Origin of the sequence: Loktanella salsilacus, assembly GCF_024206795.1 — a bacterium.
GTDB lineage: Bacteria > Pseudomonadota > Alphaproteobacteria > Rhodobacterales > Rhodobacteraceae > Loktanella > Loktanella salsilacus.
In genome coordinates, this window is the sequence record NZ_CP072994.1 from 1,400,525 (window position 1) to 1,427,522 (window position 26,998).

The window sequence follows — 26,998 nt, forward strand, 5'->3', positions numbered from 1 at the left end:
GTGCGCCGGGTCGTCATCACCGGGGCAGGCACGATTAACCCGCTGGGCCATGACGTCCCCGCGACGCTGGCCGCGATGCAGGCAGGCACCTGCGCCATTGGCCCGCTGGACATCCGCGACGTGGACCGGCTGCAAATCCAGATCGGCGCGCAGGTTCGCGGTTATGACGAGGCCGACCATTTCAGCCGCCAAGACCTAACGCTTTACGACCGCTTTACCCAGTTCGCGCTGCTGTCCGCTGCGCAGGCGATGGGGCAGGCGGGGCTGGATCTGTCCGGCGATGCGGGCGAACGGGCGGGCGTGATCCTTGGCACCTCTGGCGGGGGGCTGAACACGCAAGACGACAATTACCGCGCGGTGTACGCCGAGGGGAAAAATCGCGTGCATCCCTTTATCGTGCCGCGCCTGATGGCCAATGCCGCCGCCAGCCATGTGTCGATCCGGCACAATCTGCGCGGCCCGGTGCTGACGATATCCACCGCCTGCGCGTCGTCCAATCACGCGATGGGGCAGGCGCTGGGGATGATCCGGGGCGGCATGGCAGACGTCATGCTGACCGGCGGGACCGAGGCGATGCTGTGTTTCGGCGGCATCAAGGCGTGGGAAGGCCTGCGCGTCATGTCCCGCGACGGCTGCCGCCCGTTTTCCGCTGATCGCAACGGCATGGTGCAAGGCGAAGGCGGCGCGGTTTTCGTGTTCGAAGAGCGCGAGCATGCCCTCGCGCGCGGCGCGGATATCTTGTGCGAAGTCGCGGGCTTCGCCATGTCATCGGACGCTGCCGATATCGTCACTCCCTCTGCCGAAGGGGCCGCGCGGGCGATGCGCGGGGCGCTCGCCGATGGCGGCATCGCGCTGGCGGATGTGGGCTATATCAACGCCCATGGCACGGGCACCGCCGTGAACGACCGGACCGAAACGCAAGCGATCCGCGACGTCTTTGGTGCCCATGCGGACGCATTACAGGTGTCATCGACCAAGGCGATGCACGGCCACCTGATCGGCGGCACCGGCGCCGTCGAATTGCTATCCTGCATCATGGCGCTGCGGGACGGTGTCATCGCGCCGACCATTGGCCTGTCTGCGCCTGACCCGGCATGTGATCTGGATTACGTCGCCAATACCGCGCGGCAGGCCCGCGTTGATGTGGCCATGTCCAACGCCTTTGCCTTTGGCGGATTGAACGCAGTGCTGGCGCTGCGCCGCGCCTAAGACACGCAAAAGCCGCCCCGCTTTTGGCAGGGCGGCCTAAGGTTGTTCAATCAGTTTTACTGTTCGTTCACGCTGTCAAAGCCAGCGGTGAAGCCAGACAAAGAGATGTCGAGCAACACTTCTTGATCGGGCGCCGCAGCAGGCACCATACGCAGCGTCGCTTTGTTGCCGCGCTTCAGTTGGGCCAGTTCAGCAGAGGTAAAGCCGACGCGGGCGACGCAGCCAGCGGCGTTGCAGAACGTGAAGGGGTACAGCTTTGCTTCGCTGCTATCCACGGTCAAACGCAGCTGCTGGGTCAGCAGGGTTTCAAGCGGCACAACAATCGTCGCACCCGCAGCGGCCTGCTGGCCATCGGGCAGCGGGAAGGTGCTGAATTCAGCAACCGCATTGCCGTCGGAGTCCTTGAGCAGTTGGTACAGCTGGCAAGGGTCGGCTTGACCCTCTTCTGCCTTCAGGCAGCGCAGCGACCAATCGCCAAAGTTGTCGCGGATATATGGCTCGCCGACCTGGGGGCCAGCAGCAGCGGTATCGGTCGCGGGCGCAGCATCTGCAGCGGGTGCTGCATCGGCAGGCGCGTCAGCAGCGTCTGTGGTCGGTGCGTCGGCAGCAGGGGCCTCAGCCGCGGGGGCGTCAGCAACTGGGGCGTCCGCCGCAGGTGCCTCGATTGCGGTATCAGCGCTTGGCGCATCAGCCGTTTGGGCCAGCAAAGCCATGGGCGACGTGGCCAACACGATGGCAGCCAAAACAGGGGTAAAGGCGTTTTTCATAACAGGGTTCTCCGGGTCATGGGTCTGTTGGCGGGCCTATCACGACAGTGGGGTGCTGTCAGTGGGAAAAAACGAAGGGCGGCGCGCTGCCGCGCAGGCCGCATCAGGCGTAATAACCTGTTGCGCATAGAAAAAGGGCCCCCGAAAGGACCCTTTTCCGCTGTCTCCCTGTCGGACTTTGCCGACGAATTGTGCAGACGTTAGGCAATGCAGCGCCCGGCGTCAACATAGAACAGATGATAAAAAACGCCGCGCCCGAAGGCGCGGCAAGTCTGACAGGGAGGAGTCGCCCAGTGCCCCCGGGGGACATTGGAAACACCGGGCACCTTTGTTCTGGCATAGAGGTGTTAAGGATGTATTTTGACCGGAATGAAAACTCGGGGGACGGCATGTCTGACAGCATTTTTATCGGTGGCGGTGGCAAAGATTACGGCGAGGCGCAGGCCCTGCTGCTGGACAAGGCCAATCGCCACGGGCTGATCGCGGGGGCCACGGGCACCGGTAAAACCGTCACGCTGCAAATTCTGGCCGAAGGGTTTTCGGCCGCTGGTGTCCCGGTGTTTTTGTCCGACGTGAAGGGTGATTTGTCAGGTCTGGCCGCCAGCGGGACGGCGGATTTCAAACTGCACGACGCCTTTACCAAACGGGCCGCGACAATCGGGCTGGATCTGCAATACAGCGCTTTTCCTGTGACATTCTGGGACCTGCTGGGCCAGCAAGGCCACCCGATCCGCGCCACCGTGGCCGAGATGGGGCCGCTGCTGTTGGCGCAGCTTCTGGGTCTGACGGACGTGCAAGAGGGCGTGCTGAACGTCGCCTTTCGCGTCGCAGATGAAGAAGGTCTGCCGCTGCTGGACCTCAAAGACCTGCAATCGCTGCTGGTCTGGACCGGGCAGAACGCCAAAGACTTGTCCCTGCGTTATGGCAATGTCGCGGCCAGTTCGGTCGGGGCGATCCAGCGCAGCCTGCTTACGCTGGAAAACCAAGGCGGCAATGCGCTGTTTGGTGAACCTGCGCTAGAGCTGGCTGATATGATGACCTGCGCCCCCGACGGGCGCGGGCAGATCAATATCCTCGCTGCCGATCAGCTGATGGGATCGCCAAAGCTTTATGCGACATTCCTGCTGTGGCTCTTGTCAGAGCTGTTCGAAGAGCTGCCAGAGGTCGGCAACCCGGATAAGCCCAAGCTGGTGTTCTTTTTCGACGAAGCGCATCTGCTGTTCGACGGCGCGCCAAAGGTGTTGGTCGATAAGGTCGAACAGGTCGCGCGTCTGATCCGGTCCAAGGGCGTGGGCGTGTATTTCATCACGCAAAACCCCGCCGATGTGCCCGACGATGTGCTGGGCCAGCTTGGTAACCGGGTGCAACACGCTTTGCGCGCTTTCACCGCCCGCGACCGTCAGGACCTGAAAAAAGCCGCTGAAACCTACCGCGACAACCCCGATTTCGACACGGCAGAGGCGATCCAGCAGGTCGGCACCGGAGAGGCGCTGACATCCATGCTGGACGCCAAAGGCGCGCCGATGATGGTGCAGCGCACCTTGATCCGCCCGCCGTCGTCGCAGCTGGGACCGATTGATGCGGCGGCGCGCGCGGCCCTGATGGCGGCGAGCCCAATGGCCGGGAAATACGACACGGCGATCGACCGCGAGAGTGCGTTCGAGATGCTATCCAAACGTGCCGATAGCGCTGCCGCTGAGGCGGCAAAGGCCGAAGCCGCAGAGGAAGCTGCCGAAGCGAAAGAGCGCGAATTCAAACAGGCCCGCCGCTATGATGCGCCGCAAACCGGGCGGTCCACATCGCGCAAGCGCAGCAGCACATCCGATCAAGGCTTTGGCGGCGCAATCGCCAGCGTTGTGATCAAAGAGCTGAAAGGCACCACCGGGCGGCGCATTGTCCGCGGGATTTTGGGCGGGCTGTTCAAGGGGCGCTGATGGGCGCGCCGTGGGCCGGATTGGAGTTTTGAGTATTTTTTGGCAAGATGATGGGACAAGTGCCGCGTTTTGCAAGGCAAGGGCGCGGCTTGAGCCGCGCCCTTGCTGGCTTAAAGCGGGCGGATTTTCAGGGTCGCGAGGCGGTTTTCGTCTTTGTCGACAACCTCGAACCGGAAGCCGTGGAACGAGAAAACCTGACCTTCGACGGGAATGATCTGCGCCTCGTGGATGACGAGGCCTGCGACGGTGTTTGCCTCTTCGTCAGGCAGGCTCCAGTCATGGGCGCGGTTCACGTCACGGATCGTCATCGAGCCGTCGATAAGGTAGGCGCCGTCTTCGGTCTGGGTGAAGACGTAGTCGTCTTCTTCGTCGAATTCATCGGCGATTTCACCGACGATTTCTTCGATGATGTCTTCGAGCGTCAGCAGACCCTGCAGCGCGCCGTATTCGTCCACGACGAGTGCAAAGTGGGTTTTGCGCTTTAGGAACTGGCGCATCTGTTCGTCCAGCGCCGTGGTTTCGGGCACAAAGTAGGGCGGCATTGCCACGTCCATGATGTCGACGCGGGTCAGCGGGTCGCCGCCGTCGGCGTCGCTGGTGTGGATGGCGCGCAGCAGGTCTTTGGCGTGGATGACGCCGACGATGTTTTCGGGATCATCGCGGTAAAGCGGCAGGCGGGTATGGGCCGATTCAAGGCATTGGCGCAGGATATCGACGGCGGGCTGGTCAGCGTCGACCATCTCAATCCCAGAGCGGTGCAGCATTACCTCTGCCACGGTGCGGTCGGCGAGGTCGAGGGCACCCAGGATCCGGTCGCGGTCTTCTTTTTCCACCACGCCTTCGGAGTGGCCAAGTTGCAGGGCACCGGCGATTTCTTCGCGCACGGCAAGGATGTGGCTGTTGGGATCGGTGCGCACGCCAAAGACGTAAAGCACGCCGCGCACAAAGTAGCGCACGGCGTTCACGATGGGCGAAAACACGATAACGATCAGCTGGATCGGCCGGGCTACCAGTGACGCAGTGCTTTCGGGATTGGTGATCGCGTAGGTTTTGGGCAGCACCTCTGCGAAGATCAGGACGAGCAGGGTCATGACCAGCGTGGCGAGCGCGACACCGTTGGGGCCGAAGGTTTTTGTCAGCAGCGCGGTGGCCAGCGACGTCGCCAGAATGTTCACGACGTTATTGCCCAGCAGGACCGAGCCGATCAGCCGTTCGCTGTCTTCGGTGACATCCAGCGCCTTTTGCGCGCCTTTGCTGCCGCGGTCAGCGGCGGCGCGCAATTTGCCACGCGAGGCGGCGGTCAGCGCGGTTTCAGAGCCGGAAAAGAAGCCCGACATGACAAGAAGCACCATGATGCCGCCTGCCGTCAGCCAGAAGGCTGCGTCAAAAAGCGGGGCGGCGGTCGATACGGGGTCCATGGTCTGCCTATATAAAGTGGTTTGAGGGTTTATGGGGATGGTTGCGGCCCGCTTCAAGGGTTTGCGGGTTTATTGGGGCTTTGGTTTGCGGGCCAGCGGGTGGTGCGTCAAGACAAGTGCGCTGAGCGCCTCGTCCAGAACGTGGGTGTAGATTTCGGTTGTGGCAACGTCAGCATGGCCCAGCATGATCTGGATCGCGCGCAAATCGGCTCCGCCTGCCAGCAGGTGCGTGGCAAAGGCGTGGCGCATCGTGTGGGGGGTGACGTCAGCGGGCGGGATGCCAGCGGTCAGCGCCAGTTCCTTGATTAGGAAAAAGAACCGTTGCCGGGTCATGTGGCCGATTTTCCCGCGCGTCGGAAATAGGTATTTGGACACGGGCTTGCCTGCGATGCGCCGCTGTTCCTGCGCCGCGTCCCAGTCGATCAGCCAAGCGGTGACGGCAGCGCGGGCGGGGGGCGACAGGGGCACAAGGCGTTCCTTGCCGCCTTTACCGCGCACCAGCAGCATGCGCGGATCGCCGCGGGCCGCGGACACGGGCAGGGACACCAGTTCGGTCACGCGCATGCCGGTGGCGTAAAGTAGTTCCATCAGGCAGGTGTTTTTGACCGCATCCACTTCGCAGTCGCGGGCCGCTTGCAGAAGGCGGCCGACTTCGTCGACGGTGAGGGTTTTGGGCAAGGATTTAGACTTGCCCGGCCCTTTGATCTGGATTGCGGGGTTGTCGCTGCGCCAGCCTTCCTCGAATGCGAAACGGTACAACTGGCGGATCGACGACAGGCGCCGGGCGCGGGTGGCGCGGGACAGGCCCTGATTGTCGCAGTCGATCAGGTAGCCGGTCACGTCGTCCTGCGTGGCCGTGGCAAAGTGCAGCCCCTTGTCCGCCAGCCAGCCGGCGACATCGCTTAAATCGCGGGCATAGGCCAATTGGGTGTTACGGGCGGCGTCAAGCTCTGCCGCTTGGGCGGCCACAAAGGTTTGGATCCAGCGGGCCATCGCGTCTGGCCCCTGCGCGGCGGTGCCCGTCATAGGGTGCGGTTCAACAGCAGCAGTTGCAGGGCGGCGCGGCGGGCGACATCGTTCAGCCCCGCGCGGCGCAGGACCAGCAGCGCATCGGTGACAGAGCGCGCATCCCCTGCAACGCCTGCGTCAAACAAGGGCAGGGCGCGCAGCAAAGCCTCGCCCAATTTTTTCTCGGCCAATAGGTCGGCAAAAACCTGCGGCGGGGCCGTATCGGCAAAACCTGCGGCGATCGCCTCTTCCATGCTGCTGCGCGGATCAACGCCCGTGAAATCGCCAAGGGCCGCAGCGCGCACGAAGGCGGGCACGTCCGGCAGGGCGGCGGCGCGGGCATAATCGCCCGACAGCAGTTGCACGGTCGTCGCGATCTGTGCGGCGGGTCCGGTCAGGTCGATCTGCGACAGCGGGGCGGCATAAAGGGTGGCAAAGCCGACCTCTGCCCGGACCTCTTGCATGGCGGACCAGACGGTAGGCAGGGTGCCCGCGACAGCGTCAGGGTCGCCGTCGTTCATGGCGGCGTTGAATTTGCGAAACGCGTCGACCCGGTCCCAGACGCCGCCGGATGCGGCGGGCGTCACGCCGGTCATGACGCGGGACAGGTCCTGCGGCGACAGCGCGCCGTGCAAGGACAGGCGTTCGGCCGCGTCCAGACGCGCCTTTTCCCCGACCGTATCGCGCAGGTCCGCGCGGGCAAAGGCAAGGGGGAGCGGGCCAGTGGACAGCCCTTCGCCAATGGCTTCGCGCATGCGAAAGATCAGCGGGCTGATGCGGTCGGGCGGTGGCAAGGGCGCTGCGGGATCGACAAGGTCGGCGTCTAAAAAGCGCGACAGCAGCGCGTCTTCGTCATCGGGCATATCGCCAAGGGCGCGGTGGGTGTTCAGCGTCAGCGCGGCGGCCATCCAGTCGCCGCTGCGCGCAAGGCAAAAGATGCGCGCGGGATAGGTCGGGGCCAGACCGGGGGCGGTCTGCATTGCGGCGCAAGGCTCGTCCTCTGTGCCGGTCAGCAGGGCAACGTCGAACCAGCGGCGATACAGGGCGGGCTCTATGGGGTCGGCGGCTTTGATCAGGGCCTGCGCCTCTGTCAGGTCTGCTAGGTCCAGCAGTTTGTCGATGCGTGCCAGCAGCAAGGCCCCGGCATCGCCCGCGGGGGCGTCGGCCTTGGCCAGCAGCAGCGTGACGAAAAGATCGTGCAGGGCGGGCAGTTCTGGCTCTGACTGCGCCTGAATAAGCGTCGCCAGAACGTCGCTGTCGCTGGCGGACCATAGTGTCACCGGCAGGCCGGTGTCAGCCTGCGCCAGTGTGCCGATGGCGTCGGGGGCGACGGCATCTAGCGGGGTGACGATGATCTGCGGCGTGCCCGCGCCGTCGGCGGTGGGCGGCTCGTTTAGGCGGGGTTTGGCGGGCGCTTTGGCCGCGGCGACGGGCGGTTCAACCGACTGCGACAGCCAGTCAATGGCGGAAAGTGGCTGATCCGATTGGGCCGCAAGCGGCAAAGCGCTGCTGGCGGCGGCCAGAAACGCGGCGTGAAACAGGGGCAGCATCAGGCCGCGTTGCGCCATAGCTATTTCGTCTCCAGCGTGACGGGCTGGGTGATTTGGGTGCTGGGCGGGGCAAAGTCATTTGGGAAAAACAAAGGCCCCGCATAGGCATAGGCCACAAAGGCCACCGCCGCGAGCAGCACCAAAATGAAAAGGGTCTTGATTAAGCGCCACATATTTTCGCGTCCCGTCGTTTGCCTGTCGCCCGATCGTGTGCCGGGCTGTGCCATGTTTATATATGGCCTTTTCGGCAAGATCACGCCATTCAGGGTGACAATTCGAAACTCGGCGGCGCACAGCCTGTTCGGGGCCACCAAAAAGGGAATTTGAACCCCGTGATGCAAAGCGATGAGACGCAGCAACGCTATGCCCTGCGCCGCACGGTCGTGCTGGTGGGGATGATGGGGTCTGGCAAAACGGCAATTGGCCGCGCGCTGTCGCAGCGGCTGGATGTGCCCTTTCTTGACAGCGATCACGAGATTGAGACCGCTGCAAACGCCACGATTGCTGAGATTTTCGCCCGTGACGGCGAACCTTTCTTTCGTCGCCGCGAATCAGAGGTGATCGCCCGGCTGCTGATGGGCTCGCCTTGTATCCTGTCCACGGGGGGCGGTGCCTTTCTGGCCAAGCGGAACCGCAAGCAGATTAAAAAGCACGGTGTCGCGGTTTGGCTGAACGCGCCGCTGCCGGTGCTGTGGGACCGGGTGCGGCACAAGGATTCGCGCCCGCTGCTGCGCACGGCGAACCCCTATGCGACCCTGTCGGAAATTTATGACGCGCGCACGCCGATCTATGCCAAGGCCAAGCTGCATCTGGCCGTCGGGCACCGCGCCACGATCGAAGACACGACATCAAGCGTGATGTCATTACTACTCACCCGTCCCGATGTGCTGGAGGCCTTATGACTGCAACTGTTCCCGTCGCCCTGCCGGGGCGTGAATACGATGTGGTGATCGGCACCGATCTTTTGTCCGGCGCGGGCGCGCGTATCGCCGCGCTTGGCGGGCGCAAGCATGTCGCGATCCTGACCGATGATACGGTGGCGGGGCTACATTTGCCCCAGCTTCAGGCGTCACTGACCGCCGCTGGCATCACATCCGAAGCCTTGCGCCTGCCCGCCGGAGAGGCGACGAAAAGCTGGGCCCAGCTCGAGGCATGTTGTGATTTTCTGCTCGACCAGAAGGTCGAGCGCAATGACATCGTGATCGCCCTTGGCGGCGGCGTGATTGGTGACTTGGGCGGTTTCGCGGCCGCTGTGCTGCGGCGCGGGGTCCGCTTTGTGCAGATCCCAACGACGCTGCTGGCGCAGGTCGACAGCTCTGTCGGGGGGAAGACCGGGATCAACACGCGCCACGGCAAAAACCTGATCGGTGCCTTCCACCAGCCCAGCCTTGTGCTGGCGGATACGGACCTGCTGGCCACCTTGCCGCGCCGCGATTTTCTGGCGGGCTACGGCGAGGTTGTGAAATACGGCCTGCTGGGGGACGCGTCGTTCTTTGACTGGCTGGAAACCAACGCCCCCGCCATGGCGGATGGCGATATCGCCGCGCGCATTCATGCGGTCACGCGGTCGGTCGAGATGAAGGCCGAGATCGTGGCCCGCGACGAGACAGAGCAGGGCGACCGCGCGCTGCTGAACCTTGGCCACACCTTTTGCCACGCGCTGGAAAAGGCGACCGGATATTCCGGCCGCCTGCTGCACGGCGAAGGTGTCGCCATCGGCTGCGCCATGGCGTTCGAGCTGTCATCGCGCCTTGGCCTGTGCAGTCAAGAAGACCCAAGCCGCGTGCGCGCCCACCTTAAAGCGATGGGGCAAAAGGTTGATATCCGCGATATCGATGGCGATTTGCCGGATGCAGAGGCGCTGCTGGGGCTGATGGGGCAGGATAAGAAAGTCGTCGCGGGGCAACTGCGGTTCATCCTAGCGCGCGGGATTGGGCAGGCGTTTGTGACATCTGACGTGCCAGCGGATGCGGTGCTGAGCGTCTTGCGCGACGCGGCCTAAACCGCCGCAGACACCCCCCGCAGTCAAACCAAGCCCCGCAATGCAAAACGCCGCCCCTTGGGGCGGCGTTTGTCTTTTAGAACGGGATTTCGTCGTCCATATCGCTGCGACCACCGCCGCCGCTACCGCCAGAGGAAGAGCCGCCGCCAGAGCTGCCGCCGCCGTAACCGCCGCCTTGGTCGTAGCCACCGCCGGAATTGCCGCCGCCGCCGTAGCCGCCACCTTGGTCATAGCCGCCGCCATCATTGCCGCCGCGACCACCGCCGCCGCCGCCGCCACTCGCGCCGTCCAGCATGGTCAGCACGGTGCCGGGGCCTTGCAGCACGACTTCGGTCGAATAGCGGTCAGCGCCGGACTGGTCCTGCCATTTGCGGGTCTGCAACTTGCCTTCGATATAAACCTTAGAGCCCTTTTTCAAAAAGCGCTCGGCCACGCCGACAAGACCCTCTTGAAAGATGGCAACGGTGTGCCATTCGGTCTTTTCCTTGCGCTCGCCAGAGTTGCGGTCTTTCCACGTCTCTGACGTGGCGATGCGCAGGTTGCACACCTTGCCGCCGTTCCCAAAGGTACGGACTTCTGGATCGGCACCCAGATTGCCGATCAGAATGACCTTGTTGACCGATCCTGCCATGACTTTTTCCTTACGATTCTAAGTTTGCGCCAATGTGGCAGATAAGCAGGCGAAGGTGAACCGATCAAGCGGCCTGATCTGGCGGCAAGATATGGCCGCAGATCCGGTTGGGCGATAACAGTTCAGCGATGCGCGCAGAGGCGTCTGCGCGCAAAGGTGATCGGAAATTGGCTGACATTGGCGCCGGCTTGGTCTAGCCTTCGCAGATTGAAACGGCATTGGGTGACGGTATGCGGATCATGGGTCTGGCACTGACAACGACATTGGCGCTGACGACATTGGCGCTCTCAAGCGCTCCCAGCTTTGCGGACACGGTATCAACCTCGTCGCGCATGGCATTGTTCCAAAGTCAGCTGTCGGTTCTAGATAACCGCGCGTCCAAGCAATACAGCAACTCTGTGCGTTTGCAGCCGCCGCGTGCGATCATTCCCGTGACCGCCCCAGCGGTGCCCAGCTATATCGGCCGCTATAACGGACCGCTGCTGGATGTGGCCCGGGTTGCTGCCCGCAAACATGGCGTGCCAGAGGATCTTTTCCTGCGGCTGGTCCAGCAAGAATCAGGCTGGAACGTGGCTGCCGTATCCACCAAAGGCGCGATGGGTCTGGCGCAGCTGATGCCGGGGACCGCCCGCTTGCTGGGCGTCGATCCCCGCGATCCGGCGCAAAACCTAGAAGGCGGCGCGCGTTACTTAAAGGCGCAGTACAACAAGTTCGGCAACTGGCCCCACGCGCTGGCCGCCTATAACGCAGGCCCCGGCGCGGTGGAAAAATACAACGGCATCCCGCCCTATGCCGAAACCCGCAACTATGTCCGTGTGATCTGGGGCAACTAAGCCGCCTCTGCCTTTTGCTTTAGCTTTTGCGCCAGTGACAGCACGTCCGGGTCTTTCAGGCGCGGGATGATGCGATAGGCCGCGTTTACGGCCATAAACAGGGCGAACAGCAACAAGCCGACGCACATCGCGGTGACCAGCGCTTGGCCATAGGCCTGCTGCGACAGCCAGCCAAAGGCCTTGTCCAGCCCGCCCGCGGCACTCGGATCATGCCGCCACGCCGTGAGCCCGATCAGGAAGCCGATGATCAGCACAGACACACCCTGCGCCGCGACGCCGATTTGCAGCAGCTTGTTCCAATGCAGCGTAAAGTGGTTCGCCTGCAGTTTCTGGCGGTAACTTTGGCTCCACGCTTTGTGCAGGTAATAGACGCCAGCGCCCATGGTGATCACCGCAACCGCGCCGATGACGATCGCACCCATCGGCCATGACAGCAGTTTGGACATGTAAAACGCGGTTTTGGACCCTTCGCCGCTGTCGGTGCTGCCAAACAGCAGCAGCAGCGCCAACCCGCCAAGCGCGCCGTGGATCAGCCCGGTGACGGCCTGTCCGGTGCGGGCAAACAGCCCTTTGGCGTCGGTCCCGTGGTCCTCTAGGTCGAACCACGCATCAATCAGCCGCCAGATCATATAGGCAAACAGGCCAAGCGCCACGACGATCAGCGCGACCATGCCAAAGGGGGACCGTTCGACCGTGGACAGCGCCTCTGACGTGCCTTTCGCCTCTCCGCCGTGCCAGATCGCGAACAGCGATACCCCGGACACGATAAGATACACCAACGCGCGGCCGGCGTAGCCTGCGCGCATCACGGGCATCGCCCAGTTTAGATTGTCATCGCGCATTGCGTTCGCCCCTTTATGCTGGGGACGCAATGTTTGAGCGCGGCTAATGTTCCCAGCCTTGCATCTAGGCATTCACGCGCGCTGCGTTATGTTGCTGGGAACGAGGCGCCGTATTGGCGTCTGCTGCGAAAGGCCCTTGTCCCTTGTTATCCTCTTTGCGCTACCGCCTGAATCGCCTGTTTGCCCATATCTGGGTGCCGATTGGGGCCTATGCGGTGCTGGCGCTGGTCGCGGCCTTTATCGCCGTGGCCCTGCGCGGGCTGATCCCAGAGGAGCTGGCCTTTCAGATCGGCGCTGACGCCATCGACAGCCTGCTCAATATCCTTGCGTCATCCATGCTGGCGGTCACGACGTTTTCGCTGTCGATCATGCTGTCGGCCTTTGCAGCCGCGTCCAGCACAGCCACACCGCGGGCGTTTCAATTACTGAAAACCGACCGCACCGCGCAGCAAGTCTTGGCCAGCTTTCTGGGGGCGTTCATCTTTTCACTGGTCGGGATTATCAGCCTGAAAATAGGCATTTACGGAGAGGGCGGGCGCGTTATTCTGTTCGCCGCGACCATCCTTGTGCTGGTGCTGATCGTCTTTAACCTTGTGCGCTGGATCGGCCACCTGACCGACTTTGGCCGCCTGAGCGATACGATGGACCGGGTCGAGGTTGCGACGACAAATGCGATGAAAAACCGCCTTGCGGCCCCTTGGCTGGGGGCCAATCCGATGCAGGGCCGCAGCCCGCCAGACCGCGCCATTCCGCTGCCTAGCCGCGCTGTGGGGCATATGCAGTTTATCAATCTGGACCGCCTGAACACGCTCGCGCAGGACGCGGGCTGTAGCATCTATCTTGATGTTTTGCCGGGGGAATTTGTCTATCAAGGCACCGTGCTGGCGCATGTGCTGGAAGGGCCGATTGGGCCCGAATTCGATACGCTACTAGCGGAAATCCACGACAGCTTTGACATCGGGATGGACCGTAGTTTTGACCAAGACCCGCGTTTTGGCATGATCACCCTGTCGGAAATCGCCAGCCGTGCGCTGTCGCCTGCGGTGAACGATCCGGGCACCGCCATTGATGTGATCCGCCGCATGACCCGCGTGATGTCCTTGTGGGACGACCGCGCTGTGCCGGACGTTGATTTTCCGCATCTTTGGGTTCGCGGCATGTCGGCAGATGAAATGCTGCGCGACGCCTTTGCCGCCACCGCCCGCGACGGGGCGGCCCTGTACGAGGTGCAGATCACTTTGCAACGCGCCCTGCTTGCGATGGCGCAGCAAAGCCCCGGTATTTTCGCCTATGCCGCGAGGGCCCAATCCCAGCGTGCGATGTCCTATGCGCAGGGCGCGATGCCGATCCGCGAAGAGGTGGATCATCTGCAAGGCGTTGCCGACCAGATCAATGGCGTCGCCCATTCGCCGCAGGGTGACGGGGTGCAGGCCAAGACCTGACGCAGCAGGTTAAGGCTCGCTCGTCGTGCCCGCACCAACCGCAAAGGCAAAGTCGTACAGCCGGGGCAGATAGGCGATATGCATCTGCGCGCCGATCACGCCGGGTGCCGCGTGGCGATAAAGCGACCGCCAGTAGGGCTGCAAAATCACGCCTTCGTCGCGCAAAATGGTCTGCAGTTTGGCCATGACCACGCGCCGCTTGTCCGCGTCTGCAATCGCGTTCGCCTCTGCCAGCAAGGCGTCGAAGGCGGCATTGGCAAAGCCAGTTTCATTCCACGCCTCGCCCGACCGGTAGGCCAGCGCATAGGTCTGCGTGCCAAGCGGGCGGTGGTTCCAGTCGGTCGATGAAAAGGGATAGGTCGTCCAGTTGCTCCAGAATGTGCTGGCGGGGACGGTGGTGCGTTTGACGGTAAAACCAGCGTCGCGCAGCTGGGCTGCGACGGCATCGGTGGTGTTCTTGCGCCAGTCATCGTCGATAGAGACCAGCTCCATCTCGAAATCTTGCTGGCCGGCTTCGGTCATCAGGGCCAAGGCTGCGGCTGGATCAACCGGGATGGCGGGGATGTCGGCCCATTCGGGGTGCATCGGGCCGATGTGCATATTGCGCGCCACGACGCCGCGGTGGCCGTAGCCAAGCTCCAGACACACCTCTGGGTCGACGGCCATGGTGATCGCGCGGCGCACGCGCACATCGGCATAAGGCGTTTTGCCGTCCACCTCGGCCAGTTGGTTGGTGCGGATCACGATGGTAGAGCCTGACGCGACCTCTGACTTTTGCCAGCCCATGCCGTCCAGAATATCGACAAATTCACCGACGGTTTCATAGATGACGTCAACCTCGCCTGCGGCAGCGGCGGCGACAAAGGCGGAAGGGTCCGTGCCGTAGTCGATGAACTCGAACCGGTCGATGGCCGCGCCAAAGCCTGCGGCGTCGCCCCACCAAGCGTGTCCCGTGTTGCGGGTCAGCACGGCGCGGGTGCCGACTTCGACTATCTCTGGCAAATATGGGCCGGTGCCTTTGGGGTTCGCTACCGGATCATCTGCGTTGAAATCTGCGGGCACGATTTGGGCGGGGTAATCGGACATGCCTGCGATCATCGTGATGTCGGGAAAGGGCAGGGTCAGCGTCACGGTCAAATCGTCCGTCGCGGTGATCGCGCCGTCGATGGCCTTGCCCGTTTCGGGGTCGATCAGCGTCGCCATGCGGGTCGCCATAGAGTTCCCCTCCACCGACTTGTCGCACCAACGGGTGATGTTGCGGGCCACATCGGCGGCGGTAAAGGCGGTGCCGTCGTTCCATGTCACATCGGGGCGGACGTGCAGGGTATAAGCGGTGGCGTCGTCGTTCACGTCCCAGCCTGCCAAAAGCCACGGCGTAAAGGTGCCGTCGTTGTTGTAGGCGACAAGGTATTCCAGCCAGCCTGCGGTGATATAGGACATCTGCGGCCAGTCGTATGTGCGCGGGTCCTTGAGCGCGCGCACCTCTATCTGCATGCGCAGCGTGCCGCCTTGCTGCGCCTGTGCTTGGGCCTGCGTCGGCATCGCCGCGCCAAGCAACCCGTAAGCAGCGGCGCTGGTCACACCAAGCGCGGTCGTGCGGGACAGGAATTCACGGCGGTCCAGTTTGCCCTGCGCTACTTCGCGCGCATAAAGGGGGGCAGCAGGATGTAGGCGCGGCGTGCGGGAGGCTGTCATCGGGTTACATCCTGACGTCATCATATTCGGCGGAGTTATTTCCGGCGGGCGCGGCTGCGCCCTTTGATCCCTAGCAGGCACCAAGCGCCGCGCCGCGTCAACGCAGGTTGTCCAGTTTTGTGCGGTAATACGGCTGAAAGCTTAGATTTAGGGAGTGTCCCTAAACCGCGTCGGTTTTTGCCTAGTCGATCGCTACTCTTCGTCAGAAAGCTTTCACTTGGCCTTATCGGCCATGTTGTCCGAACAGCAGGGATGTCTGTTTAGAACCCTTGTTGAACAATGATGTATTATCAACCAATGTCTGCTTCACAGCACAATTAGACCCAAAGTCGAGCATATTTACTCATGATAGTTCCCGGAAGCTTTTCTCTGATCGGAGTATGCGGCTTTGCCTATCTCAATCTGGCATTGCAGGTGAATGGCAGTTTCCCTCCATTCTATAAAATGGGAAACAGGGAGAAAGAACTCAAACTCGTAATGCCCTTAATATTTTCCCTTATGGGAATCTTAGTCGCAGCCGTTGTTATCCATTCTAACTTATTTATTCTGTTTGGCCTGGTCTCAGCGTGGTGTGGAGTGCGGGTAAGACGCATGGTTCAGAAGCGGACGAACGGTCCTCTCCCTTGGCTACTCAACCCTTTAACTATAGGGGTCATGAACCGGTGGCCGATGCTTCTATTTGATGCTTGGACTATAGGGTTAGCCGCTCTAATGGCTCTTGTCATGATTTTGTGATAACGGCCCATTCAATCAATGTTTTGTTTTTGCGTATTATGGCCAAAGCAGCTATTTAAGTAGCCGCTTCGAACGGCAATAAAGTCCGCATAGCGGACCAACGCGGTTTGCGGATACACCCTAGATTTACCTCAACGGGGCCGGACCTGCGGGCCTGCGCGGCGGAACGTGGTGGGGCTGACGCCGGCGCGGGCCTGAAAGGCGCGGCTGAAATAGGCGGCGGATTGAAAGCCGGTCTGGCTGGCAATGTCCTGCACAGGCGTTTTGGTGTCGCGCAGCATCGTGCACGCCTCGAAGTGGCGGCGGTCGGCCAGCAGGCCAAGCGCGGATTGACCACAGGTCTGGCGGCAGCAGCGCGTCAGGTGGGTGGGCGTCACGCCCAGTTCAGCGGCGTAGTCTGCGACGCCATGGTCTGACCGAAAATCACGCTCGATCAACCCGGTATAGGCGGCAACAAGTTTTGCCGCGCTGGTCTGCTGGCGGGCCAGCGCCGGATCTATGCTTTGCAGAGCGATCTGGCGGGCAAAGAAAACCGACAGCAGCCCCGCATGATAATGCGCCGCGCGGCGGCTGTGGGGGCGCGATGATTGCAGCTCGCGCTCTAGCCCTTCGATCAGCGCCAGCAGTTCCTTTTGCCCCGCCACATCACGCAGACGCAGATGCACGGGCGTGTCCGGCCATTCGGCGGCCATCGCGGCGGGTAGGGTCAGGATTTGGCCAAAGACAGCGGCACCGATCTCGAACCCGTACATCGTGCGGGCGGGAATAAAGATCAGGTTGTTGGGGCCGTACCCGCTGGTCAGGCCGGCGACGGTAATGCGCCCTTGGCCGCGTGCGAAAAAGATCAGGCGCGGCGTCGCATGGCTGCGCATCGCCTCTGTGCGCCAGCGGTTTGCTTGCGGCGTTTGGCCAAGGGCCTGCAAGGCGAGGGTGGCCGGGGCTGCGTCAGGCAGCGGCAGCTGGGCAAGGTCGTTGGGCATCAGGTGCATCCAGTCAAAGTTGCGCAAACCTTGCGGCGCGGCGCTTTGAAAAACAACGTCTTTTCAGGGTTAGCCCGCCAGACCTGTGGATAAATCTGTGGATGATGCATCAATGCGATACCAATCGCGCATCCGGCGGGCAAACCAAGTCCTTTGCCGCTTTGCATATTGCCGTGTGGCGATGATCGCGGCAGCCCGCGCATCGCTCAGCGACATTTTGCCGTCCAGATGGGCGATCAGTTCAGTCGCGCCAATGGCGCGCGCGGATTGATCCGCCGGGTTCCACTGCGGGCGAATGGCTGCGGCCTCAGCCAGTGCGCCTTGGTCCAGCATCAGATCAAAACGGCGGGCGATGCGAGGCGTCAGCCAGTCTTTGGGCGCGTCAATCACAAGGGGCAGGGCATCCGCCAATGGCAGCAGCGGCGGCGGCGTGTTGTCCTGCCAATCGGCAAGGGCGCGGCCTGTGGTTTGCAGCACCTCCCACGCGCGCTGCACGCGCATGCGGTTGGCGGTGTCGATACGGGCGCGGGTGGTGTCGTCGATTTGGGCCAGCAGATCGGGCAGCGCCAGTGCATCACCTGCGGCGCGCACGTCCGCTGGCGTGGCAGGGATGTCAGCCAGACCTTCGGTCAGGGCGCTGAAATACAGCCCCGTGCCGCCGACGATGATGGGTCGCGCCCCCTGCAGCAAGGGGGCCACATCGCGCAGCCAGTGGCCGACGGAATAGGATTGGTCCAGCGGCACGTGCCCATACAGCAGATGCGGTGCCTGCGCTAAATCCGCGTCCGGCGGGCGTGCGGTCAGCAAACGCCAGCCGTCAAAGACCTGCAACGCATCCGCGTTCACGATCACACCGCCCTGCGCACGGGCGATAGCCAGCGCCAGTGCCGACTTGCCGCTGGCCGTCGGGCCAGCGATCAGGATCGGCGTATCAGGGGCTACCGCGGGGATCGCGTTCAAGATCATGGGCGAAATCTGCATTGCGCCGTCACACGGCATTGAACCTTTTGCCCATATGCTTCATTTTGCGCCAAAGCGAAAGCCGCAAGACCGCAGCCCGCAGCAGCCCCAAACGGCAGCCCCAGCATAAGGATCCTTACCCATGACCGAAGAGCGGACCAAATACGGACGCGTAATGCTCAAGATCTCTGGTGAGGCTTTGATGGGCGACACCGCCTTTGGCCTGCATCCGCCAACCGTCCAGCGCATCGCGAGAGAGGTCAAGTCCGTCCACGATATGGGCGTCGAGATTTGCATGGTCATCGGCGGCGGCAACATCTTTCGCGGCCTGCAAGGCTCTGCCCAAGGGATGGAACGCACGACGGCTGACTACATGGGGATGCTGGCGACGGTGATGAATGCGCTGGCGATGCAATCCGCGCTGGAAGAGCTGAAAATCCACACCCGCGTGATTTCGGCCATCCCGATGGATCAGGTCTGCGAGCCCTACATCCGCCGCCGCGCCGTGCGCCACCTAGAGAAAAAGCGCGTTTGCATCTTTGCCGCTGGTACGGGCAACCCTTATTTCACCACCGACACCGCCGCGACGCTGCGCGCCAACGAGATGTCCTGCGAGGCGATCTTTAAGGGCACCAAGGTGGACGGCGTTTACGACAAAGACCCGAACAAGTTCGATGACGCGGTGCGTTACGAGCGGATCAGCTATGACGAGGTGCTGCAAAAGCATCTGGGCGTGATGGATGCCAGCGCCATTGCCTTGGCCCGCGATAACCACCTGCCGATCATCGTTTTCAGCTTGGATGATACCGGCGGCTTCAAGGGGATCCTTGCGGGCGAGGGCACCTCGACCACCGTCCACGACTAAACCCATACGCGTGATTGCGCCACACTCAGGGGAAACTGACGCGGCGCGCGCTATACAATTCAACGACTTTCCCCTAAGAGCGGGGAAAGTAGGCAATTTGCCGCAAGACAGAGCATGACGATTATGGCTGAAGATTTCGAACTCGATACCGACGACCTGGGCCGCCGCATGGATGGCGCGATCGCTAACCTGCGCGTGGAACTGGCGTCTTTGCGCACCGGCCGGGCCTCTGGCTCTATGCTGGAACCGATCATGGTGGATGCTTATGGCAGCCCGACCCCGATCAACCAGGTCGGCACAGTCAACGTGCCAGAGCCGCGGATGGTCACGATCAACGTCTGGGACAAGGGCCTTGTGAACAAGGTCGAAAAGGCGATCCGCGAAAGCGGTCTGGGCATTAACCCCCAGCTGAACGGCACGATCATCATGTTGCCGATCCCAGAGCTGAACGAAGAGCGTCGCCGCGAGCTGACCAAAGTGGCGGGCGGCTATGCCGAAGCCACGCGCGTCAGCATTCGCAACCTGCGCCGCGACGGCATGGATCAGATCAAGAAAAACAAAGACGGCATGGCCGACGATGACCAGAAGTTCTGGGAAGCCGCCGTGCAGGAATTGACCGACGCCCACATCAAGAAAGTGGACGAAACGCTGGAAAGCAAGCAAGCTGAGATTATGCAGGTTTAAGGCCGCGCGCCGGACGACCTGATTGACCCGGACTGGGTCGCAACCGTGGAAAAGAGGCCTCATGCCCGAGACGGACATCACACCAAACACAGGCGGCCCGAACCACGTCGCCGTGATTATGGATGGCAATGGCCGCTGGGCACAGCAGCGCGGACGTCCGCGCCTGTTCGGTCACCACGCCGGGGCGAAACGCGTGCGCGAAATCGTGCGCGCTTGCCCCGATCAGGGCGTTAAGTATCTGACAATATTTGCATTTTCGACTGAAAACTGGAAGCGGACACAGACCGAAGTCGCGGGCCTGATGGCGCTGTTCCGGCGCTATATCATGCGCGAAGCCAAGGCGCTGTTCGACGAAGGCGTGCGCGTGCGCTTTATCGGCGACCGCATCCGGCTGGACGACAAGCTGGTCCGCATGATGGACAACCTAGAGCTTTACACCGCCGACAACGACAAGGTGCATCTGACCATCGCGCTGAACTATGGCGGCCGCGATGAAGTCACCCGCGCGGCCCAAAGGCTGGCGTTCGAGGTCGAGCAGGGGCGTCTGTCCTACAAAGACGTCGACGCCGAAGCGCTGTCCAAGTTCCTTGATACCCGCTTTCTGCCTGACCCCGATCTGGTGATCCGCACCAGCGGCGAGGCGCGGATCAGCAACTTCTTGCTGTGGCAGTCGGCCTATGCGGAGTACGAATTTATCGACACGCTCTGGCCTGATTTCAGCGCCGAAGTGTTCGCCGAAGTCCTGTCGAAGTTCGGCGCAAGAGAGCGCCGTTTTGGCGGGGTGGTAGCCTGACGTGAGCGCTGGCGTGCCGACACCCTCTGGTAAATGGGATGATCTGACCGTCCGGCTTGCGTCTAGCGCAGCGATGGTTGTCGTAGGCGCGATTGGCGTCGTGATGGGCGGCGTTTGGTTCCAGATGATGGTGGTCTTTGTGACCGCCGTGATGATCTGGGAATTGTGGATGATGATCGCCTCTGACCTGCCCACGCCGGGCATGTTGCTGGCGGCGCTGACGGCCTCTGTGCTGTCGGGCATGCTGGTCCATGCGACCGCGCTTGGTCTGTTGCTGTTCCTTGTGGTGCCCCTGATTGGCGCATGGCGGGTAAAGCACGAACGCCTTGCATTCTTCTGTTTTTCCTTAGGAATTCAGGTTGCGGGCTGGGGTATTGTCACCTTCCGCGCCGACTATGGCTTTGGCTGGATCCTGTGGCTGATCTGCGTTGTCGTGGCGACGGATGTCTTCGGTTACATGATTGGCCGCGCTGTTGGCGGGCCGAAATTCTGGCCCAAGGTCAGCCCGAAAAAGACATGGTCCGGCACCGCTGGCGGCTGGGTCGCGGCGGGCATCGTGGGCTATATCTTTACCCTCTTCACCAGCGCTGGGTTTGAAATTGTCCTGCTGTCGATGGTCCTTAGCTTTGCCAGCCAGCTTGGCGATGCTGCCGAAAGCGGGCTAAAGCGCCGGATGAAGGTCAAGGACAGCTCGACCCTGATCCCCGGGCACGGCGGGCTGTTTGACCGCTTTGATGCGCTGCTGGGTGCCTCGCTTTTCATGCTGTTGGTGGCCGGCCTTTTTAACGTGCCGGGAGTCGCCTTTTGAGGCGGATCACCATTCTGGGTGCGACCGGATCTATCGGCCAAAGCACCCTTGACCTGATCCGCCGTGACCGCGCGGCGTATCATGTCGTCGCCCTGACGGGCGGGTCCAACGCCGTGCAATTGGCGAAAGATGCCAAAGACTTGCAGGCCGAAGTTGCCGTAGTTTCCGACCCTGCCGCATACCCCGTTTTGCAAGACCTGCTGTCTGGCACCGGTATCCGCGTGGCCTGCGGTGCAGAGGCGATCAATGACGCCGCTCGCATGCCCGCCGATTGGATCATGTCCGCGATTGTCGGTGCTGCTGGCTTGCCGCCAGGCATGGCGGCGCTGGAACAAGGCACGACGCTGGCGCTGGCTAACAAGGAATCCCTTGTCACCGCTGGCCCGCTTTTGCTGGCGACGGCGCGCAAATATGGCGCGACGATCCTGCCGGTCGACAGCGAACATTCCGCCGTGTTTCAAGCGCTGGTCGGCGAGGACATGGCGGCGGTTGAACGCATCGTCATCACCGCATCAGGCGGCGCGTTTCGCGACTGGCCGCTGGAACAGCTGGCAAGCGCGACGCTGGAACAAGCCTCCAGCCATCCGAATTGGGACATGGGGCAGCGTATCACGATTGATAGCGCATCCATGTTCAACAAGGCCTTGGAACTGATTGAGACCAAAGAGTTCTTTGGCATCAGCCCGGACAAGATCGAGGCCATCGTGCACCCTGAATCGCTGGTGCATGCGCTGGTCGGCTTTAACGACGGTGCGCTGATGGCCCACGTTGGTCCGCCCGATATGCGCCACGCCATCGGTTATGCGCTGCACTGGCCGGACCGCAAACATCTGCCTGTGGACCGCCTTGATCTGGCGCAGATTGGCCAGCTGACCTTTCGCACCCCGGACGAGGCCCGCTGGCCCGCGCTGCGGCTTGCGCGCGACGTCATGCAGGCGGGCGGCGCGATGGGCGCGGTGTTTAACGCCGCAAAAGAGGCCGCGCTGGATGCTTTTATCGCAGGCCGCATCGGTTTCATGGACATGAGCGGCGTCGTTGCAGACGCGCTCGCCAAATTGTCAGCACATGAGGGTCTGCAAAATGCCCCGATGCAGTTAGACACTATTTTGGATATCGACCGCGAGACGCGCCAGCGTGTTGCGGATGCTTTGACACATCGGGGATAACACAGTGGATCTGACGCAACTTCTACCGCAGCTGGGCGGTGGCCTGTTCACGCTTTTGATGTTCGTGGTGTCCTTGTCCATCATCGTGGCGATCCACGAATATGGCCACTACATCGTTGGCCGTTGGAGCGGGATCCACGCCGAGGTCTTTTCGATCGGGTTTGGCCCGGTGCTGTTTGCACGCACGGACAAGCGTGGCACGGTCTGGCAGATCGCGGCGCTGCCGTTTGGCGGCTACGTCAAGTTTCTGGGCGATGCCAATGCAGCCAGCGTCGGCGGCACCGATGTGGCAGAGGGCAGGGATGCCCGCCACACGATGCTGGGCGCGCCTTTGTGGGCACGGGCGGCGACGGTCGCAGCGGGGCCGATTTTTAACTTTATTTTGGCGATTATCCTGTTCGCTGGTTACATCATGGTATCCGGCGCGCCGCGCGATCCGGTGACCTATGCGGCAGAGGTGGCGCTGCCGCCGGCCTATGCCTCTGACATGCTGCCGGGCGATGAAATCATCATGATCGGCGGGATCACGATGGGCGAGGACGAGGGGCTAGACAGCCTGCCTGTCACCGACCGCGTCGACTACACTGTGCGCCGGAATGGCGACGAAATCGTGGTGCAGGGCCCTTATCCGCTGCCGCCGCGCGCCTCTGGCGTGACGCCGCGGTCCGCTGCGGATGATGCCGGGCTTAAAATTGGCGATGTCATCACCGCCGTCGACGGCGCGCCGGTCTTTGCCTTTCAGCAGCTTATCGACATCGTGAATGCCGCCGATGGCCGCGATCTGGACCTGACGGTCTGGCGCAGCGGCGAAACCCGCGCGATTACGCTGGCCCCGCGCCGCATGGACTTGCCGCAAGCGGATGGCGGCTTTGAGACGCGATGGTTGATCGGCATCACCGGCGATTTGTTCTTTGACGTGGCGACAGATCGTATTTCGCCTTGGCGTGCGGTCTGGCTGGGGATGCAGCAGTTGTGGATGACAATCACGACGTCGCTTTCTGCGTTGGCGCATATCGTGACCGGTGCGATTTCGACCTGCAACCTGTCCGGCCCTGTCGGGATCGCCCAAACCAGCGCCACAATGGCCAGCCAAGGCGCGACCAGCTATGTGCTGTTCATCGGGATGCTGTCGGCGGCGGTTGGCCTGCTGAACCTGTTCCCGATCCCCGTGCTGGACGGCGGACACCTTGTGTTTCACGCCTACGAGGCGATCACCCGCCGCAAGCCGTCGGACCGCGCGCTGAACGTTTTGATGATGGCCGGTGTCGCTATGATTGGCTCGTTGATGGTCTTTGCAATCCTGAATGATCTGGTGCTGTGCCCCTAACGGGACATAGCGCTGCCGCATTTCGGCCTTAATTTTTTCTTAGTACCTATTAAGACTAAGAAGGAGCCGCAGATGCAGACCATTTCGAAAAGCTACAAAGGTGTCAGCACATTGCTGTCACTGAACTGGGATCGCTTTCTGACCGCAGGCATGATGATCGCTGCGCTTTACGCTGGGGCCTATATCGCTCTGCTTTAAGCCACACTGCCAATTTACCTTTGCTAGCACGCCCTCGGGCGTGCTTGTTCGTTTTGACATCCGGGTTCGGGTTGGGTAATTCAAATGCAACAGGGAACACGGGTAGCAGGCAGCATCATGATCAATAAAAACGCGGGTGCAAATGCGCCAGTCTCAACTGGGGTCGCAACACGGGTCGCACGGGCCAGCTTGACGCTTTCAGCGATGCTGTTGGTGCTTCAGGTCAGCGGTGCCAGCGCGCAGAACTTTGCCTTTAACGCGGTGCAGATTGACGGCAACCAGCGGGTCGCTGACAGCACGATCCTGTCATTCGCTGGCATCAGCCGGGGCGAGGCGCTGAGCGCCGATCAGGTGAACACTGCCGCGCAGAAAATCCGCGACTCTGGCCTGTTTGAAACGGTCGATGTGCAGGCCAATGGCAGCACCTTGTCGATCAACGTTGTTGAATTCCCGACCGTGAACCAAATCTCGATCGAGGGGAACCGCCGTCTGTCGGACGCCGAATTCCTGCCCCTGATGCAAAGCCAGCCGCGCAAGATCTATTCCCCCGCAACAGTCGACCAAGACGTCGCCACGATCACCGGGCTTTACGCCAAGAACGGCCGGATCAACGCGTCTGTCACGCCCCGGATTATCCGGCTCAGCGAAAACCGCGTGAACCTGGTGTTTGAAGTGTCCGAAGCCGGCGTGACCGAAGTGCAGCGCATTACCTTTGTTGGCAACCGCAGCTATTCGGACCGCCGTTTGCGCGGTGTGCTGGAAACAAAGCAGGCGGGCCTGCTGCGCGCGATCATCAGCCGCGACACCTATTCCGAGGACCGCATCAATTTCGACAAGCAGGTGTTGACCGACTTCTATCAGTCGCGCGGCTATGCCGATTTCACGCTGCAAAACGTCGATGTGACGCTGACCCGCGAGCGTGATGCCTACCTGATCACGTACAACGTGCAGGAAGGTCAGAAATTCACCTTCGCCAACGTCTCTGCCAGCTCTGATCTGCCGGAAATTAACGTCGCTGAGTTTCAAAAGGCGCTGACGACCAAGACGGGCATGGACTATAACCCTGGTCAGATCGACCGCGATATTGCCCGCCTTGAACGGCTGGCGATCCAGCGCGGTCTGACCTTTGTTGCGGTGGAACCTGTGGTCACGCGCAACGACCGCGACCTGTCGCTGAATGTGGATTACAAGCTGGTCCGCGGCCCGCGTATTTTCGTCGAACGTATTGATATCGAAGGCAACTCGACCACGCTGGACCGGGTTGTGCGTAACCAGTTCCGCACGGTCGAGGGCGATCCGTTCAACCCGCGCACCATCCGCGAAGCCGCCGACCGTATCCGCGCGCTTGGCTTCTTCACCAACACCAGCGTCGAAGCACGTGAAGGATCGACCCCTGATCAAGTCATCGTCGATGTGAACGTCGAAGAAGCGCCAACAGGCTCGCTGTCGTTTGGCGCGAACTACAACACCGACGACGGTGTCGGCCTTGTCGCCAGCTTCCGCGAAAAGAACTTTCTTGGCCGCGGCCAGTCGCTTAGCCTTCAGGTGTCGACCGCTGAATCCAACCGCGTGCTGGATTTCAGCCTGTCAGAGCCGAACTTTCTGGGCCGCGACCTGCGTGCCAGCTTTGACTTCAGCTATCGCACATCCTTCGATGATGAAGATAACTACGACACAGAGACATTCCGCGTCAGCCCGACCCTGACTTTCCCAGTCAGCGAAAGCGGCCGGATGTCGACCTTTGTTGCGCTGGAATACAACGACCTGACCGGCGACGTGGATAGCGTCAGCGACTTTATCCAAGAAGAAGCGGATCAGGACGGGGTATTCAACGCCTCTGTTGGATACAGCTATTCGTTCGATAACCGCCGCACCGGCCTTGATCCGACATCGGGCTACGTGTTCCGGTTTGGTCAGGAATTCGCCTTTGGCGACACTCAGTTCATCAAAACCACGGCGCTGGCCGCGGCAGAACGTAAGGTGCTGAACGACGACGTGACCCTGCGCGCCACGATCGAGGGTGGACATCTGGCCTATCAAGAAGGCTTTAGCCGCATCACCGACCGCTTTTTCCTGAACGGCAATTCGTTCCGCGGCTTTGACACTAACGGCGTCGGCCCACGCGATTACCAACCGGGCGGCGATACGGACATCAACGACTCGCTGGGCGGCAATTCCTATGCCGTCGCGCGGCTAGAGGCTGAATTCCCGCTGGGCTTGCCAGAGGAATATGGCATCACTGGCGGTGTGTTTGCCGACTATGGCTCGGTCTGGGATGTGGGCCGCGATGGGTCGTCTGACACGAACATCATCTATGACGGCTTCACGCCGCGCGCGACGGCTGGTCTGTCGATCTTCTGGACCACACCGCTTGGCCCGCTGCGGTTCAACTTTACCGAAGCGCTGAAGTCTGAAGAGTACGACGAAACGCAGGTCTTCGACGTCACGATTTCGACGTCGTTCTGATGCGGGCGCTAGCGGCTGCGCTGGTGGTGACTCTGGCGTCGATCACCCCCGCTGGCGCGCAACAGGTGCCGGCGGACGCGCCGCCGGTGCTGATCGTGGACAGCGACCGGCTGTATCAAGAGTCGCGCTATGGCCAGCAGATCCGGGCTAATCTGGACACCAACGCTGAGGCGTTGAAGGCGGAAAACGACCGCATTGTCGCCGCCTTGACCGAGGAAGAGCGCAGCCTGACCCTGCGCCGTCCCACCATGCCAGCCGCTGAATTTCGTCAAGAAGCGGCTGATTTCGACACCAAGGTGCAAGGCATCCGCCGCGCCCGCGACGCCAAAGAGGTCGCGTTGCAAAACGCCCGCCTGACGGCACAAAAGGATTTCTTTGCGCAGGTGCAGGGCGTCGTCGGTCAGTTGATGATCGAAAAAGGTGCGACAGTCACATTCGATCAACGTTCTGTTTTTATTGCGCTTTTGTCGGCGGACATTACCGAAGAAGCGATTGCACGGATTGATGCGCAATTCGTGGATGCGGATGGTAGCGCGCCCAGCGATGTGCCCGCGCTAAGTGAAGTGCCCCCCAGCGCCGTGCCCTCTGACATCGTGCCGCCAGCCACTGTGCCGGGTCCGCAAGACGCACCCGCGCAAGACTCCGGCGCATTGCCGGTTCTTGATCCCGAAAATCCGTAAACCTT

25 protein-coding genes are annotated in these 26,998 nt (G+C 61.8%); 15 read left to right on the forward strand and 10 right to left on the reverse strand.

The features are described 5' to 3' along the window. The gene (locus KBW81_RS06895) at positions 1–1,209 is read left to right on the forward strand and encodes a beta-ketoacyl-[acyl-carrier-protein] synthase family protein (protein WP_254248793.1); all 1,209 of its coding nucleotides are present in this window, start codon (positions 1–3) and stop codon (positions 1,207–1,209) included. 56 nt (positions 1,210–1,265) lie between these two features. On the opposite strand, the gene KBW81_RS06900 is transcribed toward KBW81_RS06895, so the two are convergent. Then, positions 1,266–1,976 (reverse strand): invasion associated locus B family protein, encoded by a 711-nt coding sequence (locus KBW81_RS06900; protein WP_254248794.1) that lies wholly within the window; start codon positions 1,974–1,976, stop codon positions 1,266–1,268. Between the two features lie 389 nt (positions 1,977–2,365). Between KBW81_RS06900 and KBW81_RS06905 the strand changes: the two genes are divergently transcribed. Continuing rightward, the gene (locus KBW81_RS06905; protein ID WP_254248795.1) at positions 2,366–3,910 is read left to right on the forward strand and encodes a helicase HerA-like domain-containing protein; all 1,545 of its coding nucleotides are present in this window, start codon (positions 2,366–2,368) and stop codon (positions 3,908–3,910) included. 110 nt (positions 3,911–4,020) lie between these two features. Here KBW81_RS06905 and KBW81_RS06910 read toward each other — a convergent pair whose 3' ends face one another. From KBW81_RS06910 to KBW81_RS06925, 4 genes are all read right to left on the reverse strand, one after another. Continuing rightward, positions 4,021–5,328, reverse strand: a complete 1,308-nt coding sequence (locus KBW81_RS06910; protein ID WP_090184850.1) for an HlyC/CorC family transporter — start codon at positions 5,326–5,328, stop codon at positions 4,021–4,023. Positions 5,329–5,397: 69 nt separating this feature from the next. Next, a complete protein-coding gene (locus KBW81_RS06915) occupies positions 5,398–6,354 on the reverse strand; it encodes a site-specific tyrosine recombinase XerD (protein WP_254248796.1) in 957 nt (318 codons plus the stop codon). Beyond that, the gene (locus KBW81_RS06920) at positions 6,351–7,904 is read right to left on the reverse strand and encodes a hypothetical protein (protein WP_254248797.1); all 1,554 of its coding nucleotides are present in this window, start codon (positions 7,902–7,904) and stop codon (positions 6,351–6,353) included. The genes KBW81_RS06915 and KBW81_RS06920 overlap by 4 nt, the downstream gene beginning before the upstream one ends. 2 nt (positions 7,905–7,906) lie before the next feature. After that, on the reverse strand, positions 7,907–8,245 hold the full coding sequence (locus tag KBW81_RS06925; protein WP_139222574.1) for a hypothetical protein: 339 nt from the start codon (positions 8,243–8,245) through the stop codon (positions 7,907–7,909). Here KBW81_RS06925 and KBW81_RS06930 point away from each other — a divergent pair. Continuing rightward, the gene (locus tag KBW81_RS06930; protein WP_090184854.1) at positions 8,222–8,788 is read left to right on the forward strand and encodes a shikimate kinase; all 567 of its coding nucleotides are present in this window, start codon (positions 8,222–8,224) and stop codon (positions 8,786–8,788) included. The genes KBW81_RS06925 and KBW81_RS06930 overlap by 24 nt on opposite strands. Further along, the gene (aroB, locus tag KBW81_RS06935) at positions 8,785–9,888 is read left to right on the forward strand and encodes a 3-dehydroquinate synthase (RefSeq protein ID WP_254248798.1); all 1,104 of its coding nucleotides are present in this window, start codon (positions 8,785–8,787) and stop codon (positions 9,886–9,888) included. The genes KBW81_RS06930 and aroB overlap by 4 nt, the downstream gene beginning before the upstream one ends. A 76-nt stretch (positions 9,889–9,964) precedes the next feature. On the opposite strand, the gene ssb is transcribed toward aroB, so the two are convergent. After that, positions 9,965–10,519 (reverse strand): single-stranded DNA-binding protein, encoded by a 555-nt coding sequence (gene ssb, locus KBW81_RS06940; RefSeq protein WP_254248799.1) that lies wholly within the window; start codon positions 10,517–10,519, stop codon positions 9,965–9,967. 239 nt (positions 10,520–10,758) lie between these two features. On the opposite strand from ssb, the gene KBW81_RS06945 reads away from it, so the two are divergent. Beyond that, positions 10,759–11,352, forward strand: a complete 594-nt coding sequence (locus tag KBW81_RS06945) for a lytic transglycosylase domain-containing protein (protein ID WP_254248800.1) — start codon at positions 10,759–10,761, stop codon at positions 11,350–11,352. Here the strand turns inward: KBW81_RS06945 and KBW81_RS06950 are convergent. After that, the gene (locus KBW81_RS06950; protein WP_254248801.1) at positions 11,349–12,194 is read right to left on the reverse strand and encodes a DUF1206 domain-containing protein; all 846 of its coding nucleotides are present in this window, start codon (positions 12,192–12,194) and stop codon (positions 11,349–11,351) included. The genes KBW81_RS06945 and KBW81_RS06950 overlap by 4 nt on opposite strands. 143 nt (positions 12,195–12,337) lie before the next feature. On the opposite strand from KBW81_RS06950, the gene KBW81_RS06955 reads away from it, so the two are divergent. Continuing rightward, positions 12,338–13,636: a DUF2254 domain-containing protein gene (locus KBW81_RS06955; protein WP_254248802.1), complete on the forward strand. Its 1,299-nt coding sequence runs from the start codon at positions 12,338–12,340 to the stop codon at positions 13,634–13,636. 9 nt (positions 13,637–13,645) lie between these two features. Here the strand turns inward: KBW81_RS06955 and KBW81_RS06960 are convergent, their stop codons facing one another. From KBW81_RS06960 to miaA, 3 genes are all read right to left on the reverse strand, one after another. Continuing rightward, entirely contained in the window at positions 13,646–15,331 is a 1,686-nt protein-coding gene (locus KBW81_RS06960; protein WP_254248803.1) for an ABC transporter substrate-binding protein, read from the reverse strand. Positions 15,332–16,197: 866 nt separating this feature from the next. After that, positions 16,198–17,046 (reverse strand): helix-turn-helix transcriptional regulator, encoded by an 849-nt coding sequence (locus tag KBW81_RS06965; RefSeq protein WP_254248804.1) that lies wholly within the window; start codon positions 17,044–17,046, stop codon positions 16,198–16,200. 69 nt (positions 17,047–17,115) lie between these two features. Beyond that, positions 17,116–18,027 (reverse strand): tRNA (adenosine(37)-N6)-dimethylallyltransferase MiaA, encoded by a 912-nt coding sequence (gene miaA / locus KBW81_RS06970; RefSeq protein ID WP_254248805.1) that lies wholly within the window; start codon positions 18,025–18,027, stop codon positions 17,116–17,118. Between the two features lie 121 nt (positions 18,028–18,148). Here miaA and pyrH point away from each other — a divergent pair, with 121 nt between their 5' ends. From pyrH to KBW81_RS07010, 9 genes are all read left to right on the forward strand, one after another. Continuing rightward, entirely contained in the window at positions 18,149–18,871 is a 723-nt protein-coding gene (gene pyrH / locus KBW81_RS06975) for a UMP kinase (RefSeq protein WP_090184874.1), read from the forward strand. Positions 18,872–18,994: 123 nt separating this feature from the next. Further along, a complete protein-coding gene (gene frr / locus KBW81_RS06980; RefSeq protein ID WP_090185345.1) occupies positions 18,995–19,555 on the forward strand; it encodes a ribosome recycling factor in 561 nt (186 codons plus the stop codon). Positions 19,556–19,616: 61 nt separating this feature from the next. Then, positions 19,617–20,348, forward strand: coding sequence for a polyprenyl diphosphate synthase (gene uppS, locus KBW81_RS06985; protein ID WP_090184878.1), 732 nt, complete (start codon positions 19,617–19,619; stop codon positions 20,346–20,348). A 73-nt stretch (positions 20,349–20,421) separates the two neighbouring features. After that, positions 20,422–21,156, forward strand: a complete 735-nt coding sequence (locus tag KBW81_RS06990; protein WP_245754115.1) for a phosphatidate cytidylyltransferase — start codon at positions 20,422–20,424, stop codon at positions 21,154–21,156. Next, positions 21,153–22,322 carry a 1-deoxy-D-xylulose-5-phosphate reductoisomerase gene (gene dxr, locus KBW81_RS06995; protein ID WP_254248806.1) on the forward strand — a complete coding sequence of 390 codons (1,170 nt, stop codon included), beginning with the start codon at positions 21,153–21,155 and terminating at the stop codon, positions 22,320–22,322. The genes KBW81_RS06990 and dxr overlap by 4 nt, the downstream gene beginning before the upstream one ends. Before the next feature lie 4 nt (positions 22,323–22,326). Then, positions 22,327–23,649, forward strand: coding sequence for an RIP metalloprotease RseP (gene rseP, locus KBW81_RS07000; protein ID WP_175499124.1), 1,323 nt, complete (start codon positions 22,327–22,329; stop codon positions 23,647–23,649). Between the two features lie 72 nt (positions 23,650–23,721). Then, complete coding sequence (locus tag KBW81_RS18740; RefSeq protein WP_302059338.1) at positions 23,722–23,847, forward strand: hypothetical protein; 126 nt, start codon at positions 23,722–23,724, stop codon at positions 23,845–23,847. A gap of 117 nt (positions 23,848–23,964) precedes the next feature. Beyond that, positions 23,965–26,313: an outer membrane protein assembly factor BamA gene (bamA, locus tag KBW81_RS07005; RefSeq protein WP_090184885.1), complete on the forward strand. Its 2,349-nt coding sequence runs from the start codon at positions 23,965–23,967 to the stop codon at positions 26,311–26,313. Then, on the forward strand, positions 26,313–26,993 hold the full coding sequence (locus KBW81_RS07010) for an OmpH/Skp family outer membrane protein (RefSeq protein ID WP_254248807.1): 681 nt from the start codon (positions 26,313–26,315) through the stop codon (positions 26,991–26,993). Before bamA ends, KBW81_RS07010 begins: the two co-directional genes overlap by 1 nt. The last annotated feature ends 5 nt before the right edge of the window (positions 26,994–26,998 follow it).

Excerpts from the sequence above, each read along its gene's own strand:
- miaA (WP_254248805.1), bottom strand. The coding sequence starts at position 18,027 with ATGCAGATTTCGCCCATGATCTTGAACGCGATCCCCGCGGTAGCCCCT.
- KBW81_RS06915 (WP_254248796.1), bottom strand. The coding sequence starts at position 6,354 with ATGACGGGCACCGCCGCGCAGGGGCCAGACGCGATGGCCCGCTGGATC.
- KBW81_RS06910 (WP_090184850.1), bottom strand. The coding sequence starts at position 5,328 with ATGGACCCCGTATCGACCGCCGCCCCGCTTTTTGACGCAGCCTTCTGG.
- KBW81_RS06905 (WP_254248795.1), top strand. The coding sequence starts at position 2,366 with ATGTCTGACAGCATTTTTATCGGTGGCGGTGGCAAAGATTACGGCGAG.
- KBW81_RS06990 (WP_245754115.1), top strand. The coding sequence starts at position 20,422 with ATGGTTGTCGTAGGCGCGATTGGCGTCGTGATGGGCGGCGTTTGGTTC.
- KBW81_RS06930 (WP_090184854.1), top strand. The coding sequence starts at position 8,222 with ATGCAAAGCGATGAGACGCAGCAACGCTATGCCCTGCGCCGCACGGTC.
- bamA (WP_090184885.1), top strand. The coding sequence starts at position 23,965 with ATGATCAATAAAAACGCGGGTGCAAATGCGCCAGTCTCAACTGGGGTC.
- aroB (WP_254248798.1), top strand. The coding sequence starts at position 8,785 with ATGACTGCAACTGTTCCCGTCGCCCTGCCGGGGCGTGAATACGATGTG.
- ssb (WP_254248799.1), bottom strand. The coding sequence starts at position 10,519 with ATGGCAGGATCGGTCAACAAGGTCATTCTGATCGGCAATCTGGGTGCC.
- uppS (WP_090184878.1), top strand. The coding sequence starts at position 19,617 with ATGCCCGAGACGGACATCACACCAAACACAGGCGGCCCGAACCACGTC.
- pyrH (WP_090184874.1), top strand. The coding sequence starts at position 18,149 with ATGACCGAAGAGCGGACCAAATACGGACGCGTAATGCTCAAGATCTCT.
- KBW81_RS06950 (WP_254248801.1), bottom strand. The coding sequence starts at position 12,194 with ATGCGCGATGACAATCTAAACTGGGCGATGCCCGTGATGCGCGCAGGC.
- KBW81_RS06965 (WP_254248804.1), bottom strand. The coding sequence starts at position 17,046 with ATGCCCAACGACCTTGCCCAGCTGCCGCTGCCTGACGCAGCCCCGGCC.
- frr (WP_090185345.1), top strand. The coding sequence starts at position 18,995 with ATGGCTGAAGATTTCGAACTCGATACCGACGACCTGGGCCGCCGCATG.
- KBW81_RS06945 (WP_254248800.1), top strand. The coding sequence starts at position 10,759 with ATGGGTCTGGCACTGACAACGACATTGGCGCTGACGACATTGGCGCTC.
- KBW81_RS06960 (WP_254248803.1), bottom strand. The coding sequence starts at position 15,331 with ATGACAGCCTCCCGCACGCCGCGCCTACATCCTGCTGCCCCCCTTTAT.
- KBW81_RS18740 (WP_302059338.1), top strand. The coding sequence starts at position 23,722 with ATGCAGACCATTTCGAAAAGCTACAAAGGTGTCAGCACATTGCTGTCA.
- KBW81_RS06900 (WP_254248794.1), bottom strand. The coding sequence starts at position 1,976 with ATGAAAAACGCCTTTACCCCTGTTTTGGCTGCCATCGTGTTGGCCACG.
- KBW81_RS07010 (WP_254248807.1), top strand. The coding sequence starts at position 26,313 with ATGCGGGCGCTAGCGGCTGCGCTGGTGGTGACTCTGGCGTCGATCACC.
- KBW81_RS06920 (WP_254248797.1), bottom strand. The coding sequence starts at position 7,904 with ATGGCGCAACGCGGCCTGATGCTGCCCCTGTTTCACGCCGCGTTTCTG.